This is a genomic window from Halalkalibacterium halodurans, assembly GCF_005671335.1.
Classification (GTDB): Bacteria; Bacillota; Bacilli; order Bacillales; family Bacillaceae_D; genus Halalkalibacterium; species Halalkalibacterium halodurans.
In genome coordinates this window covers 249,304-264,210 of the sequence record NZ_CP040441.1, presented here as the reverse complement: position 1 = coordinate 264,210, position 14,907 = coordinate 249,304, and the positions used below count along the sequence as shown (strand labels likewise).

The following is a 14,907-nucleotide window of genomic DNA, read 5'->3' as shown; positions in this document are numbered from 1 at the left end:
ACTCTCAACCTACCATAATAAAAAGCTACTAATTACCAATAGAAAAAAGCTGGCGTTGATCACTTCATAGATCCCTATTCTCATGATACTTAGCTTTTTACCGTACAACACCCATGCTCGTATACTGCTTGGAATAAGGGCAAGAACTGCCCATCCTGCCCCCATCGCCAGCGATAGACATGGGGCGAGAACATGGTAGACCCAAGAATAACGAGCAAACCATCTATTATTCTTTTCACGAATCATTGACTTCACATAAAAGGCACTCCCAACAAAAAACAACATCGTCTGACCAAAAATAAACAAGGCCCATTCGTCGAGTCTTTCTGCTCCCAGCCAATAGCTTGCAAGACCTGCAGCACTAAAAATGACAACGGCTACAAGATCATTTAAAAACGCCCGATCGTCATTCTTCCTCGCATACATCATCATGACGAGAAACAACGGGAATAATAGCGAGCCTAAAAGTAGCAGCGGAGGATACATCCAGACAACGGGGAGCAGGAAGCAAGCAGCAACCACTCCGTACCGAACGGCCCACTTTTTGTACACGTCCATTTGCCGCTTTTTTACGAGCATCGTCAATGGATAAGCGACTAAATAGAGAAATAACCAGCCAACCGCTAGGGGAAGATGCCACCAAACCACTCCTCCTTTCACCATCCCTAAAACATACGGAATGACGAGCATCGCCCATGCCCCGTGTTGCTTTGGAATCAACATGTTCACATCGTTCACCTCCTCTTTCCCTATTATAAAAACTGACGATTCGAGAGAACGTGACATTTCTCATACAAGTGGCGTGTGAACCATGTCACTGCAAACCTCTGTCTTCGTGGTTACACTTAAGGTACATGTCACAAAGGAGGATGTTTTCATGGAACGGTTCCGCTATGTTTTCTTTTTGAAAAATACACCTATTTTTCTAGGAGTCTCACTTTCAATCATTAAAAAGCTGATGAAGCACGGGAACTTGATTCGACTCACTTCCCAAACCGACTCCAGTTCCTCCCTTCACTCCCAATCAATTTATATCGTCTTGAAAGGGAGCCTCTTGCTTGTGAATCAAGCCCATCATGCTGAAACAACCAAAACGATCGCCACATGGGGGGAGGGAGATGTATTCCCCTTTGATGAGAAAGGCGCCATTTTCGCTTCACCGCACATGTCGATCGAACCGGCCTCCCATACAATCTTGCTTGAAATCCCTTTTGCGAATTTTAAACATATGATGACCTACAGTTCTCAATTGCAAATGAACTTCCTCGTCCTCTTACAGCAAAACATCTCCCTTTCCTATCAATTGTTTTTGCGTTATCTCCACCCCTCCTCAAAAAATGGCGAATAAGCGCTCTCCCCAGAGGAGAACCTTAGATTTTGTGATATAGATCACAGTCCTTTTTCCTACTTTGTACGATCGTTATAAACGAATTAATCATTCGGCTCTGAAGGGGGATTCCCGTTAAACAAACGCTTGACTTAGATGCTTCTGTTTATGAACTTTGACACTTCATCCTGACTGAAAAGATACACTTGTATTGATCTTGTTACGGTACCATATGCGATGAACAGAGCCACTACGTCTGTACATTGGAATCCCCTTCCGAGTGAATGCTTGGAAAGAGATTTTTTATAAAGAGAGCTAGAAGTATGACGAAATGGTGAAATCCAGCAAGTGTGTGACAAAGTTAACAAGGTGCCAATTCTCCTCTCGCTATAGTGAGGGTAACACCACGGAGCAAAAGGAGTGAGTAGACTTATGAGGAAAAAGAATCAAAATCCCCTTTTAAACAGGTTAAACTATTTTTCACCTATTGAGCACCATGCGAACAACCATAGCCAAACAACCTATGACGATCGATCATGGGAGGATGTCTACAGAAAACGTTGGCAGCATGATCAAGTTATTCGCTCAACTCATGGAGTCAATTGTACCGGCTCATGCAGCTGGAACATTTACGTCAAAAACGGAATTGTTACATGGGAAGGCCAGCGCCTTGACTATCCATCTACAGGGCCTGACATGCCAGACTTTGAGCCACGTGGCTGTCCTCGAGGTGCAAGCTTTTCTTGGTATATTTATAGCCCTCTTCGCGTGAAATACCCGTACATTCGCGGTGTGTTGATGAAGATGTGGCAAGAAGCTTTGCGTGTTCACGACAATCCACTTGATGCGTGGAAGTCGATTGTGGAGAACCCTGAAAAAGCAAAAGCCTATAAGCAAGCACGGGGAAAAGGGGGATTTGTCCGCGCCGAATGGTCTGACGTGCTGAAGCTGATTGCCACCTCCCTTCTTTATACCGTTTTAAACTATGGTCCTGATCGGAATGTTGGGTTCTCCCCCATTCCTGCTATGTCCATGGTTAGTCACGCGGCAGGATCAAGATTCATGCAGCTCATGGGTGGACCGATGCTTAGCTTCTACGATTGGTATGCAGACCTCCCGCCAGCTTCCCCGCAAATTTGGGGCGATCAGACCGATGTACCAGAAAGCAGCGATTGGTACAACGCCGGCTACATTATGACATGGGGCTCGAACGTGCCGCTGACCCGGACGCCAGACGCCCATTTCTTAGCTGAAGCCCGTTACAAAGGGGCTAAGGTGATTTCCATTAGCCCTGACTTTGCCGAATCCACTAAGTTTGCCGATGACTGGTTAAGCATTAAGCAAGGGACAGATGGTGCTCTAGCGATGGCAATGGGCCACGTCATTTTACAAGAGTTTTATGTGAATAAGCCAACCGAGCGCTTTATTGATTATGCCAAGCAATATACCGACCTCCCGTTTTTAGTTACCTTGCGAAAAGATGGCGATTGGTTTATAGCTGACCGCTTCCTGCATGCAAAAGATATTGCACGGGAGACTGGCAATGATGAGTGGAAGCCAGCCGTTTTAGATGAAACAACGGGTGATTTTTCCATCCCTCAAGGGACAATGGGCTCGCGCTGGGACGGCGAAGGAAAATGGAATTTGCATATGGTAGATGAGCAGAGCAATGAGCCGATCAATCCACAGCTATCGTTGCTCGGAAAGGAAGACTTTATTGGTACCGTAAACATTCCTTACTTTTCACATGAAGGAAACCGTGTGCTCAAGCGACCGTTACCGATTAAACACGTCCAGTTAAACGGAGAAGACGTCTACATTTCTACAGTATTTGACTTAACGCTTGCCAACTATGGCGTTAATAGAGGGATCGGGAGCCAACCGAGCCTATCGTTTAATGACCCTGAACCGTTTACACCGGCCTGGCAAGAGACAATCACCGGGGTTGACCGGAAGCTCGCTATTAAAATCGCGAGAGAATTTGCGCAAAACGCCATTGACACTGAAGGTCGATCAATGATTATCGTCGGTGCTGGCATCAACCATTGGTTTAACTCAGACACGATTTACCGCGCAGTCTTAAACCTCGTACTTCTCGTTGGTGCCCAAGGCGTCAATGGCGGGGGCTGGGCTCATTACGTAGGTCAGGAAAAGCTTCGTCCTGCCGAAGGGTGGCAAACGATCGCGATGGCGCGAGACTGGCATGCCCCGCCTAAATTGCAAAACGGGACGTCCTTCTTCTACTTTGCGACTGATCAATGGCGCTATGAAGATCAGCCAATTAGCGAGCTCGCTTCTCCTATTGGAAAAACATCTCGTTACAAGCATCATGCCGATTACAACGTCCTTGCAGCAAGATTAGGCTGGCTCCCCTCCTATCCTACATTTGAGAAAAACGGGATAGATCTTTACAAAGAAGCAAAGCAGGCTGGCGCTACGAACGTACACGACATCGGCTCCTATGTAGCCAAACAGCTCGAAGAGAAACGGCTCAAATTTTCGATTGAAGACCCTGACAATAAAAACAACTTCCCGCGCAATCTTTTCGTCTGGAGAGCGAACCTCATTTCTAGCTCCGGGAAAGGCCATGAATACTTTTTAAAGCATTTGCTCGGGACTTCAAACGGATTAATGAATGACGACGATAACAGCATTCGCCCAGAAGAAATCACATGGCGCGAGAAGGCACCCGAAGGAAAACTTGACCTTTTAGTCAATCTCGATTTTCGCATGGCAGGAACGGCGTTATACTCAGACATTGTCCTTCCCGCGGCTACTTGGTACGAAAAACATGACTTAAGCAGCACCGACATGCATCCGTTTATTCATCCATTCAACCCTGCGATCGCAACACCATGGGAAGCAAAGTCCGATTGGGACATTTTCAAATCACTAGCGAAGGCCGTGTCCGACGTAGCCGAAGAGATTGATATGGAGCCGATAAAAGAAGTTGTCGCTACCCCGCTCCTCCATGATACCCCTCAGGAGCTCGCCCAGCCGTTAGGGAAAATCAACGATTGGAGCAAAGGGGATGGCCGGGCAATTCCAGGAAAAACAATGCCGCAAATCCATGTGGTGGAACGAGACTACAAGCAACTCTTCATAAAAATGACAGCTCTCGGGCCGAATGTGGCCAACCAGCCGTTCGGAATAAAGGGAATGTCTTGGTCGGCTAAGCAAGAATACGAGACATTGAAAAAGCGACTTGGAACCGTAACAGACGATACGATTGCTAAAGGATGTCCAATCATCCTTAATGCCAAACAAGTAGCCGAAGCGATCTTAACTCTTTCATCGACCTCGAACGGCAAAGTGGCCGTAAAGGCATGGGATTCACTCGAAAACATTACCAATCTCGAGTTAAAAGATTTAGCGGCCGAACGGGAAGAGGAATGCTTTACATTCCAGCAAATCACAGCCCAGCCGAAGACCGTCATTACCTCGCCTGCGTTTACCGGGTCGGAAAAAGGCGGTCGGCGCTACTCTCCGTTTACAACCAATGTGGAGAAGCTCATTCCTTGGCGCACACTGACAGGGCGGCAGTCATTCTATATCGATCACGAGTTAATGTTTGAATTCGGTGAATCCATGGCTACATTTAAGCCGATATTGGTCCATCGCCCCTTTTTGAACGAGCGCCCAGATCAAGAGGGAAAAGAAATTGTTTTGAACTATTTGACCCCACATAACAAATGGTCAGTCCACAGCATGTATTTTGATTCCTTGCCGATGCTTACCCTGTTCAGGGGCGGGCCGACGGTATGGATGAACAAAGACGATGCAGAGGAAACGGACATCAAAGATAACGACTGGATTGAATGCTTCAATCGGAACGGTGTCGTTGTAGCGAGAGCCGTCGTCTCTCACCGAATCCCGAAAGGCATGGCATTTATGCATCACGCCCAAGACCGCCATATTAATGTACCTGGTACGAAATTAACGAACAACCGAGGCGGCACCCATAATAGCCCGACCCGCATCCATGTCAAGCCGACGCAAATGATCGGTGGCTACGGACAATTAAGCTACGGATTCAACTACTATGGACCGACAGGAAATCAGCGCGACCTCAATGTCGTCATTCGCAAATTAAAGGAGGTCGATTGGCTTGAAGATTAAAGCACAAATCGCCATGGTGATGAACCTTGATAAATGCATCGGCTGCCATACGTGCAGCGTGACGTGCAAAAACACGTGGACAAACCGAGAAGGCGCAGAATATATGTATTTTAATAATGTGGAAACTAAACCGGGCATCGGCTATCCGAAGCAATGGGAAGACCAAAACAAATACGAAGGGGGCTGGACGCTGAAAAAAGGCAAGCTCGAGTTAAAATCTGGGCCTAAAACGAGCCGACTCCTTCATTTATTTTATAACCCGTACCAGCCGACGATTGATGATTACTATGAGCCGTGGAACTACGATTATGAAACATTGACCAACAGTCCCGAGAAAAAGCATCAGCCTGTCGCTCGACCGAAATCTTCACTCACAGGAGACTTTATGAACCTGGAATGGGGCCCGAACTGGGAGGACGATTTAGCCGGCGGCCACATTACAGGGCTTCAGGACCCAAATGTGAAGAAGATGGAAGAACAAATTAAGACCGAGTTTGAAGATGTGTTCATGATGTATTTACCGAGGATTTGCGAGCATTGTCTGAACCCTCCATGCATATCGTCTTGTCCGTCCGGTGCAATGTATAAACGGGAGGAGGATGGCATCGTGCTAGTCGATCAAAACGCGTGCCGCTCGTGGCGCTTCTGTGTCTCGTCTTGTCCTTATAAAAAAGTGTACTTCAACTGGCAAACGAACAAAGCCGAAAAATGCACGCTCTGCTTCCCACGAATTGAAGCAGGAATGCCGACGATCTGCTCGGAGACATGTGTCGGGAGAATTCGCTATCTTGGCGTCATGCTCTATGACGCGGACAAAGTGCAAGATGCCGCTTCAGTCAAAGACGAAAAAGACTTGTACCATTCCCAGCTTGAGGTGTTCCTTGATCCTCATGACCCACAAGTCTTTGAACAAGCAAAAGCAGAAGGCATTCCAGCCGACTGGATCGAGGCAGCACAAAAATCACCGATTTATCGGATGATTATCGATTGGAAGATCGCGCTCCCACTTCATCCGGAGTATCGGACACTGCCAATGGTTTGGTACATTCCGCCACTTAGCCCGATTATGAACATGGTTGAAGGGAAAGGAAGCATGCAAGGAGCTGAAGACATTTTCCCAGCCATTGACGGCATGCGGATTCCGATCGACTATTTGGCAAACTTGCTCACGGCAGGTGACACGTCCCACATTCGCACGACGTTAAAGAAAATGTCTGTGATGCGCATGCACATGCGATCAAAACAAACGAACCAACCGATCAATCCTGATTTAATAGCCAATTCAGGTTTAACTGAACAACAGATAGAAGACATGTACCGTCTGCTGGCGATCGCCAAATACGAAGATCGTTTTGTCATCCCTAGTAGCCATCGCGAAGACATCGATCATCTGTACGTAGAGCAAGGAAGCTGCGGACTATCATTTGCCGGTGGCCCCGGCCCTTGTCAAAACCTTTGAAAACTGAGGTGAATCATTATGGAGACCATTGATCGAACCATTGTGTTCTCTGCCCTCTCGTACCTTCTCTCTTACCCTGATGAACAATGGAGACAGGTCCAATCAGAATGGCAAGAAATCATCGGGCAGGTTCAACATCAGACGTTACGAAAGCATTTACAGACCTTCCTAGAAAAGGCTTCTACTTATACGCAGGATGAATTAATCGAACGATACGTGTCTACATTTGACTTCGGCAAAAAAACGAACTTGTATGTGACCTATTTTCATACAGGCGAGCAACGAGAGCGCGGTCTTGAATTATTGCAGTTGAAAGATTTATATCAACGTTCCGGGTTTGAACCAACGGCTAAAGAGTTACCCGATTTTCTACCGCTTATGCTAGAATTCGCCGCTCTTTCAGACAAAGAGCAAATAACGGCCGCTTTCGAAAACTATCTCTTGAATCTGGGAGAGCTCCGTTCACGACTATCGACAGGCAATAGCTTGTATACCGTCCTACTGGATGCCGTTCTTCTCGCATTATCAGAGGTCGGGGTTGAAGGGACTGTACTGCAATGACCGAACTATTTCTCTGGGTCATCCTCCCGTATGTCGTGATAGTCATTTTTATTGGCGGACATCTTTATCGTTATCACTACGACCAGTTTGGCTGGACCGCAAAATCGAGCGAGATTTTCGAAAAGAAAAAACTCGCCCTAGGAAGTACGCTCTTTCATTGGGGCATCCTGTTTGTCTTCGGTGGTCACGTCATGGGCATCTTAATTCCTGAAAGTTTTTACACATCCCTTGGGATAACGGAACACGTATATCATAAAGTCGCCATTGGCTTCGGTTTGCCTGCGGGGATCATCACCCTCACTGGTGTTGCCATTTTAACGTTACGTCGGTTAACCGATAAACGCATTCGTCGCGCAAGCTCCGTCAGTGATTTTATGACACTGTTTCTCCTATTAGCTGTTATTCTCTCAGGCTTAAGTGCGACGGTGATGAACATCGATTCAAAGGGATTTGATTATCGCACGACGATCGCTCCATGGTTTCGCGGCCTCTTCCTCCTACAACCCGATCCGTCATTAATGAGCGACGTTCCACTCTGGTTCAAGCTCCATATTGTTATGGGCTATGTGATTTTTATCGCTTGGCCTTTCACCCGACTCGTTCATGTGTTCAGCATACCACTAAAATACTTAACAAGAAGCTATGTCGTCTATCGGAAACGGAAAAAGGCAGCGTAAAAAGGCCCTGAGACTTTAAGTCTTAGGGCTCCTTGCTTTAGGCCTCATCCCTACCTAATGCTAGTAGGGGAATTCGTTTTTGGTAACGCTCAATTAATAGTTGGTTATGATGGTCAGCACCATCGATGTTCCCACTTAAGAAAATGGGTGGTTCATAACCGTTGTCGGCCATCCTTTTGATCGCTTCTGCAAACATGCTATTTAAGATTGCTGCCCCTACAACCGTCGAAGTCGGGGCAAAGGGTACTTGAACCTTTTCGTATGAAAGTGCGGCATCTCCCTTAACCGAATGGTTGTTAATGACGAGATCGACTGAATTATACAGATGCTTTCCACTTTTATGTCGTGACGGCTGGCTTTGGGAATATTCGAGTGACGTAATCCCAATGACAAAGGCTCCTTTTTCTTTACCGTACGCCGCCACATCCACGGGTACAGGGTTACGCCCCGAGGTTGATAAAACGATCAATACATCGTTCGCCTGAAGATCCTGATCCTGCAAAAACCAATCGGCGTAATCATTTTGCCGCTCCAGCTTGGATGAACGCACAGCTCCTTCGTGTAACATTAAAGGCTCCACAAGAATCGGTTTGATCGGCACGAGCCCTCCCGCGCGATAAAACACTTCCTCTGTCAATAGGTGCGAATGACCACAGCCAAATAGTTGGATAATTCCCCCATTTTGAATGCTTTCAGCTACCTTTTCTGCTGCTTGTTTTAATAGATTCTCTTCTTTTTGTAATACGATTTGCAGTATTTCTTCGATTTTATTGAAATAAGACGTTATCATGATATAACCTCCTCTTTTTCTTTTTTAGAACGTTTGCTTTACTGCCTTTACGACTTTGGCTACTTCCTCTGGCAATGTTCTCCCCAATTGCTTGTCAATCATAGCACCGAAGACATGCAGCCTAAAGAAATAACCTAAGTATGCTGCACACCACTTACGATTGATCGAATGAAGCCTTTCAATCGTTCGATTTGTATGTGGCAACTCCCCGTCTCACCTCTTCAATTACTTGCACGATGTTGTCTAACACGACTGAAATCACTTTCTCACCTTTTTCCTTTATTGCAAGTGTCGCATCTCCTAAAACAGCGGTATCGGTAAACTCCTCCCAAGGCGTAGGGGTCGCATCAGCGCTTAAAGGGATCACTGGAATGTCGCAGATCGCCCGTTCCATATCAACATACTCTGGCGCCAGATAAAGCATCAACGACGTTTCAATCTCACACGCGTGAAAGTACGTATTATGGCTTGAAGGTGTTTCACGAATGCTTGAGACAACTTCGCTCATCCCAGGATAAAAAAAATAAAGAACCTGCAGATCAGGATACCGCTCATACAGTTTTCGTGCAGCTTCCTTCAAAGCGACACTGTTCCCTAAGTGACCGTTCACCATGGAAAATATGGAAAACCCTTGGTTATATAAGCTTTCCCCTAAATCAACGAGCATGTTGACAAGCGATTCATTGGAGACCGTAATGCTTCCAGGAAAATTTTTTAAGCTCCATACTTGCCCATATGGTAATGTTGGCAACACAAAAGCACCAACTCGTTTGGCAACTAATATACTTAGTCTTTCGGCGAGGAGGTTGTCTGTTTCTAACGGAAGGTGCGGTCCGTGAGCTTCAATCGCACCGATCGGTAAGATGGCAATCTGCTTTTCAGAAATTTTTTGTTTAACTTCAAAAGAGTTTTCTGCTGCAAATTTCATTGATTTTCCTCCTTGGTCCTATAGCTTAAAAGCAAAACAACGGGCTGGGTTTTCAACAAAAAACGTGTGTATAAGAGCTTCACCATCAAAGCCTCGATGATTGGCTTCGCTGATAAATCTAGGAATCCATTTTTCGATAATATACTCAAGGCCAAGTCCGTAATCATAATGTTTATAGTACGTTTTTCGAGCGGTATCACCTGAAATCAAAATTTGTTGGTCATACCCTTTTTTTACAAGCTCTAATATGCAATGAATTCGAGTAGATTCAGGAGCGTACTTTATTTTTCCAATCCCGTCGAAGCTTAAAAACGCACCTGTTTTTGCGATTTGCTCATGATAGTATGGATCAGGATTCCGATCCATATGTCCGATGCTTACATGTTCAAGGTTAATCCCTTCAGATTTTAACAGCTCGATTTGCTCTAGCGCCATCGTTCCAACCTCTGTATGTGAGTGAATCGGTGCTTTCGTTTCATGGTGAGCTCTTGCTACAGCACGCAGTGTTTTTTCTTCTAATGGCGAAATTCGATTATACCCCGTGCCAAATTTCACTTGTCCTGCCTTCCATGGCGTACCTTCCAACCCTTCCTCCACTTCACGAACGACAAACTCCGTTAAGTCATGAATCGTCGAACCATCAATCCATTCTGCAAAAGTATCATATTGCCCACCGATGATCGGTTTTAGTTCTTCTTTTAATTTCGCATTCCAAAGAAAGCTTTTATTAAACCCAGCCGTACCAATGATATGGACGTCTAGCTCATCAGAAATGGCTTTAACAGCTCCTACATCTCGTCCATAATCGACAGCAGTTGCATCAACAATTGAGTTCCCGCCATGCCGCTTAAAGTCCTCTACATCTCGTTTTGACTTTTCTTTATCATCGAGTAACAGATCACCTTCCTGCCGCTGAACCCAATAATCGGGCCGACAAACAATGTGTTCATGGGAGTAAGTGAACCCAAGCTCCTCTGGATTTATGTCCCCTCTTAATGTACGTATAAAACTCATTAGAAACCCTCCTCAACTAGCGACTATTTAATCGAGTAGGAGGGGGTGACGAACCCCCGACCTCTCACACCACCGTACGTACGGTTCCGTATACGGCGGTTTCACTTAAGTCCAACGTCTTGTTTGATACCTCTCGGCTAGACTCATGAGACCTTGTCCTTTCCAGTATTCACTGTTCAGGGCATAATCCATGATCGGGCTGTGAGCGACTCTCCAGTAGCCTTTTCGACTGTTCGCCCACTGCCAAGCCTTCGCCTTCTTGATCCCCAATCTGACTAGATTCTTTTGTCTAGCGGAAGTGGTTTTCCACTCTTTCCATCGAATCATCCTTAATCTTCTTCTGATCCATGCATCGATTTGGGCGAGGATACTTGGTGTGTCCACCAATTGATAATACCCAAGCCAACCTGTTAGGTAGCGATTCAGTCTGCGTAACCGATCAGACATCTTCATGGAGTGTCTTCGGCTCGTCAGTTCTCGAATCCGTTGTTTGAGTCGTTTGACACTTTCCTTAGACACCCTCATTTTCGGATCCTTTCCTCGTGTGAAGGAGAATCCTAGGAATTTACGGTTCCAAGGACGATCAACGGCACTCTTCTCTCGGTTGACCTTAAGTTTCAACCTGTTTTCGATGAAAGAGGTTACGCTCTCCATGATACGGAGCCCCGCTCGTTTGGATCGAACATAGATGTTACAGTCGTCCGCATAGCGGACGAACTTCAATCCACGTTTCTCCAATTCGTTGTCTAACTCATCTAGGACAATATTGGACAGGAGTGGACTAAGCGGTCCTCCTTGCGGAGTTCCTTCCGTGTTCGGGCTCACCAGTCCTCTTTCCATCACACCCGTTTGGAGGTATCGGCGAATCAGTTGAAGCACTCGAGGATCTTGGATTCGGGAGGAGAGTTTCCTCATGAGACGGTCATGGTTCACCTTGTCGAAGAACTTCTCCAAGTCAATGTCTACGACCCATCTGTATCCTTCCTTCATCCACTGCTTCGCCTGCCTGACGGCGTTATGTCCTCTCCGATGCGGTCTAAACCCAAAACTTCGTTCGGAGAACGTTGGATCATAGAGTTGAGTCAAGATTTGGGCGATCGCTTGTTGAAGGAAACGATCCATCACCGTGGGGATCCCTAGTTTCCTTACGCCACCGTTCGGTTTCGGGATTTCGACTCGACGGACAGGCTTCGGGAAATAAGACCCTTCTATGATCTCATTTCGAATGGAAGTCCAGTTTTCATGAAGATGGAGGCGTAGGGATTTTACGTCCATTTCATCCACACCGTAACTTCCTTTATTCTTTTCCACTCGTTCGAGTGCTTGTATTAAGTTTTCACGGGATAGAATTCGTTCCAACATCGTATCAATCTCCTACGTGAATCATCGGTTCTTCTTATGTGACGCGCTCTCTCCACCCTCTCTTCGTGTCCCCAGCGAGATTCATCGCTTCCTCCACAAGGAGGTTCTTCGTTTTCTGTTTCATCAAGATGCGTGTATGCGAAGGGATGATTCTCCTTACGTGATTCAGCCCTTCCCCTCTTGTCTAGACCAAGCGGGTACTATGGCTTCTGCTGACTTCTGACCGTTCAGCTTGCACTCTTATGCAAGGTTACGACATGCGTGTCGCGTATCAGTCAGATCTCCCAGGGTAAGTACACATTCTTCCCCTCCATGTCTCCTCTTCATTTACTCGGTAGACCCTTTGGCAGTCTGGACTTTGATTTGTTAGGCAATCTCACCCAAGTCTACCTAGCCTTATATGAAGTTCGTGTTCCTAGGAGCGGAGGTTTGCCGCCGACTTCCTTCAGATTCTGGGTCACCCCAGACACCCTTGTCTTAAGCTAACTGTTACGACTGCCTTCACAGTTCGGGACTTGAACCCTAGAGAATATGCGCATGCCTGGCACACCTAGAAAGCCAACATGATTAACATCAACCATGTTGGCTTCACTCTCATATCGCCTATCAATTAACGAATGCTTATAGAAGTAACTGGGCAAGGAAACGAACAATCGGGCCGAGAATGAACATATCAGAGTCTGCCGCCCACATGGCTGTATCAGGATTCGTAGATGATATTAAAAACTTCACCATAATGAACTGTCCCCACGCCACAACCGTAGATGTCATAAATCCGCCAAGAACCGCGCCTCTTACTCCTCCTGTAGCATTCCCGAATACACCCGCAGTTGCCGAGTGGAAAAACAAAACAATCATTGTTGGGACAAAGATATAAGCCACCGTATTGCCTATGACCACTAGCCAAATCAGCGCCCCAACAAATGCCCCTAGGAAGCCTAAAATAACAGCGTTTGGCGCCATTGGGAAGACAACAGGTGCATCTAAAGCCGGCCGTGCCCCCGGTACTAGTTTTGTCGCAATTCCGTTAAATGCAGGAACCACTTCACCAATAAACATTTTGACTCCTAGAAGAACAACGGCAATTCCACCGGCAAACATAAACGATTGAATGATCGCGTAAATGAAGAAGCTCTGCTCTCCTGATTGAGCTATTAATTCTTGAGCGCCTTGTGTATCTTTTAAAGCGAGAATTATCGCACCTACGAGAAACAAAATCCCCATTGTTAGCGCCGTAATCACATTAGAATCTCGTAAAAACTCTAAGCCTTTTGGTAGTTGAATCTTTTCCGTATCATTTTCTTTATTGCCAACGACTTTCCCTAAAAGTGCAGCAATTAAGGCGACGGAGGCAGAAGTATGGCCTAACGCTATGTTGTCATGCCCCATGACCTTTCTCATAAATGGCTGAATAATAGCCGGTTGCACCGTCCAATAAACACCTAAAAAGATCGCTAGAAATGTAACGAGTTTCCAGTATGGAACATCGCCTACGGTGTGAATGATAATGCCGGCAAAAATGGTCGCAGTCCAAAACATCATATGCCCTGTTAAGTAGATAAACTTCATTTTCGTAAAGCGGGCGAGTAAAACATTTATGACAAACCCAAAGAAAAAAGCAAGCGTTACAGCACTCCCATATTGGGCATTAAACCCTTCCTGCCCCATAAACTGGCCAAGTGGCTGATCCTGAAGGTTAAACACTTCTTTCCACATCGGCTCAAATACATTCAAAGCACCTACAATGACTCCTGCACCTGCGTCAATAATCAGGAACCCGATGATCGCTTTAAACGTACCGCTAACCGTTTTGCTAAATCCTTTTTTCTGTAGCACCAAGCCTAGCAGGACGATAAACCCTAATAATATCGCGGGCTCCCCAAATACATTGGATGCAAGCCATTCAACCATCTGAAACATCCGTCATCCCCCCTCATTTTTAACTTGATAGATTTTCTTCTAAAGCTTGCTTAATCTCTTCCATATCAAAGTAGTTGTTCACGATGACGATTTTTGATGGATGGCTCGCCAACGATTCAGCTAACTCTTTACTCGTAATGATAAAGTCAGGCTGTTCACTGGAAGCACTGGAAACATCGGTATTATCTACATCAGCGGCAATACCTAATTGACCAAGAACGGTTTCCACATTCATTTTTAAAATTAAGCTTGTTCCTTGTCCTAAACCACACACACATAAAATTTTCATGATGCATCCCCTCCTAATAATTGATCGACCCCTTTGTAATCACTCACATTTGCTAATCTAGCGATGTTTTCTGGATTACCTAATAGTTGCATAAGCTTTTGCAATACTTGTAAATGTTCTCCACTTGATGCGGCGGCAAGAGCAAAAACGAATCGAACCGGATCATTGGACGAATGTCCAAATGAAATCGGCCGTTTTAATCTGACAAAAGCAACAGCTGCCTCCTTCACACCGTCTTCAGGTCTTGCATGAGGTAACGCAATATAAGGAGCTACTACAAAATAGGGGCCATTCTCTTGATAAGATCTAACCATTGCTTCTACGTACTCATCCTCTACCAATTGGTTACCAACAAGAAGTTCTCCAGTTTTACGAATGGCCTCTTCTGGGCTAGAAGCTTCTAAATCAAAGGCCACTAAAGGCTCTTCTAAAAATTTCATCGTTTCTTTCCTCCAAGGTTC

The 14,907-nt window shown here is 45.9% G+C and carries 14 protein-coding genes; 5 read left to right on the top strand and 9 right to left on the bottom strand.

Annotated features, from left to right (window positions below; translation table 11 throughout):
- Window positions 1-9: 9 nt before the first annotated feature.
- The gene (locus FED51_RS01355; RefSeq protein ID WP_407901397.1) at window positions 10-723 is read right to left on the bottom strand and encodes a YwiC-like family protein; all 714 of its coding nucleotides are present in this window, start codon (window positions 721-723) and stop codon (window positions 10-12) included.
- A 154-nt stretch (window positions 724-877) separates the two neighbouring features.
- Between FED51_RS01355 and FED51_RS01350 the strand changes: the two genes are divergently transcribed.
- The 5 genes from FED51_RS01350 to narI all read left to right on the top strand — a co-directional run bounded on the left by FED51_RS01350 (window position 878) and on the right by narI (window position 8,143).
- Complete coding sequence (locus FED51_RS01350) at window positions 878-1,348, top strand: cyclic nucleotide-binding domain-containing protein (RefSeq protein ID WP_053432075.1); 471 nt, start codon at window positions 878-880, stop codon at window positions 1,346-1,348.
- Between the two features lie 411 nt (window positions 1,349-1,759).
- On the top strand, window positions 1,760-5,446 hold the full coding sequence (locus tag FED51_RS01345; protein WP_053432074.1) for a nitrate reductase subunit alpha: 3,687 nt from the start codon (window positions 1,760-1,762) through the stop codon (window positions 5,444-5,446).
- Window positions 5,436-6,905, top strand: coding sequence for a nitrate reductase subunit beta (gene narH / locus FED51_RS01340; protein ID WP_053432073.1), 1,470 nt, complete (start codon window positions 5,436-5,438; stop codon window positions 6,903-6,905). Before FED51_RS01345 ends, narH begins: the two co-directional genes overlap by 11 nt.
- Window positions 6,906-6,923: 18 nt before the next feature.
- Entirely contained in the window at window positions 6,924-7,466 is a 543-nt protein-coding gene (gene narJ, locus FED51_RS01335; protein ID WP_053432072.1) for a nitrate reductase molybdenum cofactor assembly chaperone, read from the top strand.
- Entirely contained in the window at window positions 7,463-8,143 is a 681-nt protein-coding gene (narI, locus tag FED51_RS01330; RefSeq protein WP_053432071.1) for a respiratory nitrate reductase subunit gamma, read from the top strand. The genes narJ and narI overlap by 4 nt, the downstream gene beginning before the upstream one ends.
- Before the next feature lie 37 nt (window positions 8,144-8,180).
- On the opposite strand, the gene FED51_RS01325 is transcribed toward narI, so the two are convergent.
- The 8 genes from FED51_RS01325 to FED51_RS01285 form a co-directional block, all read right to left on the bottom strand.
- Window positions 8,181-8,933 carry an SIS domain-containing protein gene (locus tag FED51_RS01325; protein ID WP_053432070.1) on the bottom strand — a complete coding sequence of 251 codons (753 nt, stop codon included), beginning with the start codon at window positions 8,931-8,933 and terminating at the stop codon, window positions 8,181-8,183.
- 24 nt (window positions 8,934-8,957) lie between these two features.
- The gene (locus FED51_RS01320; protein WP_053432069.1) at window positions 8,958-9,137 is read right to left on the bottom strand and encodes a hypothetical protein; all 180 of its coding nucleotides are present in this window, start codon (window positions 9,135-9,137) and stop codon (window positions 8,958-8,960) included.
- Window positions 9,112-9,861, bottom strand: a complete 750-nt coding sequence (locus FED51_RS01315) for a creatininase family protein (RefSeq protein ID WP_053432068.1) — start codon at window positions 9,859-9,861, stop codon at window positions 9,112-9,114. Before FED51_RS01315 ends, FED51_RS01320 begins: the two co-directional genes overlap by 26 nt.
- A gap of 18 nt (window positions 9,862-9,879) precedes the next feature.
- Window positions 9,880-10,875: a phosphotriesterase family protein gene (locus FED51_RS01310; protein ID WP_053432067.1), complete on the bottom strand. Its 996-nt coding sequence runs from the start codon at window positions 10,873-10,875 to the stop codon at window positions 9,880-9,882.
- Between the two features lie 105 nt (window positions 10,876-10,980).
- Entirely contained in the window at window positions 10,981-12,237 is a 1,257-nt protein-coding gene (ltrA, locus tag FED51_RS01305) for a group II intron reverse transcriptase/maturase (RefSeq protein ID WP_010896223.1), read from the bottom strand.
- 621 nt (window positions 12,238-12,858) lie between these two features.
- Window positions 12,859-14,157, bottom strand: coding sequence for a PTS ascorbate transporter subunit IIC (locus FED51_RS01295; RefSeq protein WP_053432066.1), 1,299 nt, complete (start codon window positions 14,155-14,157; stop codon window positions 12,859-12,861).
- Between the two features lie 19 nt (window positions 14,158-14,176).
- Window positions 14,177-14,446 (bottom strand): PTS sugar transporter subunit IIB, encoded by a 270-nt coding sequence (locus tag FED51_RS01290; RefSeq protein WP_053432065.1) that lies wholly within the window; start codon window positions 14,444-14,446, stop codon window positions 14,177-14,179.
- Complete coding sequence (locus FED51_RS01285) at window positions 14,443-14,886, bottom strand: PTS sugar transporter subunit IIA (protein WP_053432064.1); 444 nt, start codon at window positions 14,884-14,886, stop codon at window positions 14,443-14,445. The genes FED51_RS01290 and FED51_RS01285 overlap by 4 nt, the downstream gene beginning before the upstream one ends.
- Between the last annotated feature and the right edge of the window lie 21 nt (window positions 14,887-14,907).

Coding starts and splice junctions, on each gene's coding strand:
- FED51_RS01355 (WP_407901397.1), bottom strand. CDS start 723: ATGTTGATTCCAAAGCAACACGGGGCATGGGCGATGCTCGTCATTCCG.
- ltrA (WP_010896223.1), bottom strand. CDS start 12,237: ATGTTGGAACGAATTCTATCCCGTGAAAACTTAATACAAGCACTCGAA.
- FED51_RS01295 (WP_053432066.1), bottom strand. CDS start 14,157: ATGTTTCAGATGGTTGAATGGCTTGCATCCAATGTATTTGGGGAGCCC.
- FED51_RS01285 (WP_053432064.1), bottom strand. CDS start 14,886: ATGAAATTTTTAGAAGAGCCTTTAGTGGCCTTTGATTTAGAAGCTTCT.
- FED51_RS01325 (WP_053432070.1), bottom strand. CDS start 8,933: ATGATAACGTCTTATTTCAATAAAATCGAAGAAATACTGCAAATCGTA.
- FED51_RS01310 (WP_053432067.1), bottom strand. CDS start 10,875: ATGAGTTTTATACGTACATTAAGAGGGGACATAAATCCAGAGGAGCTT.
- narJ (WP_053432072.1), top strand. CDS start 6,924: ATGGAGACCATTGATCGAACCATTGTGTTCTCTGCCCTCTCGTACCTT.
- narI (WP_053432071.1), top strand. CDS start 7,463: ATGACCGAACTATTTCTCTGGGTCATCCTCCCGTATGTCGTGATAGTC.
- FED51_RS01350 (WP_053432075.1), top strand. CDS start 878: ATGGAACGGTTCCGCTATGTTTTCTTTTTGAAAAATACACCTATTTTT.
- FED51_RS01315 (WP_053432068.1), bottom strand. CDS start 9,861: ATGAAATTTGCAGCAGAAAACTCTTTTGAAGTTAAACAAAAAATTTCT.
- FED51_RS01290 (WP_053432065.1), bottom strand. CDS start 14,446: ATGAAAATTTTATGTGTGTGTGGTTTAGGACAAGGAACAAGCTTAATT.
- FED51_RS01345 (WP_053432074.1), top strand. CDS start 1,760: ATGAGGAAAAAGAATCAAAATCCCCTTTTAAACAGGTTAAACTATTTT.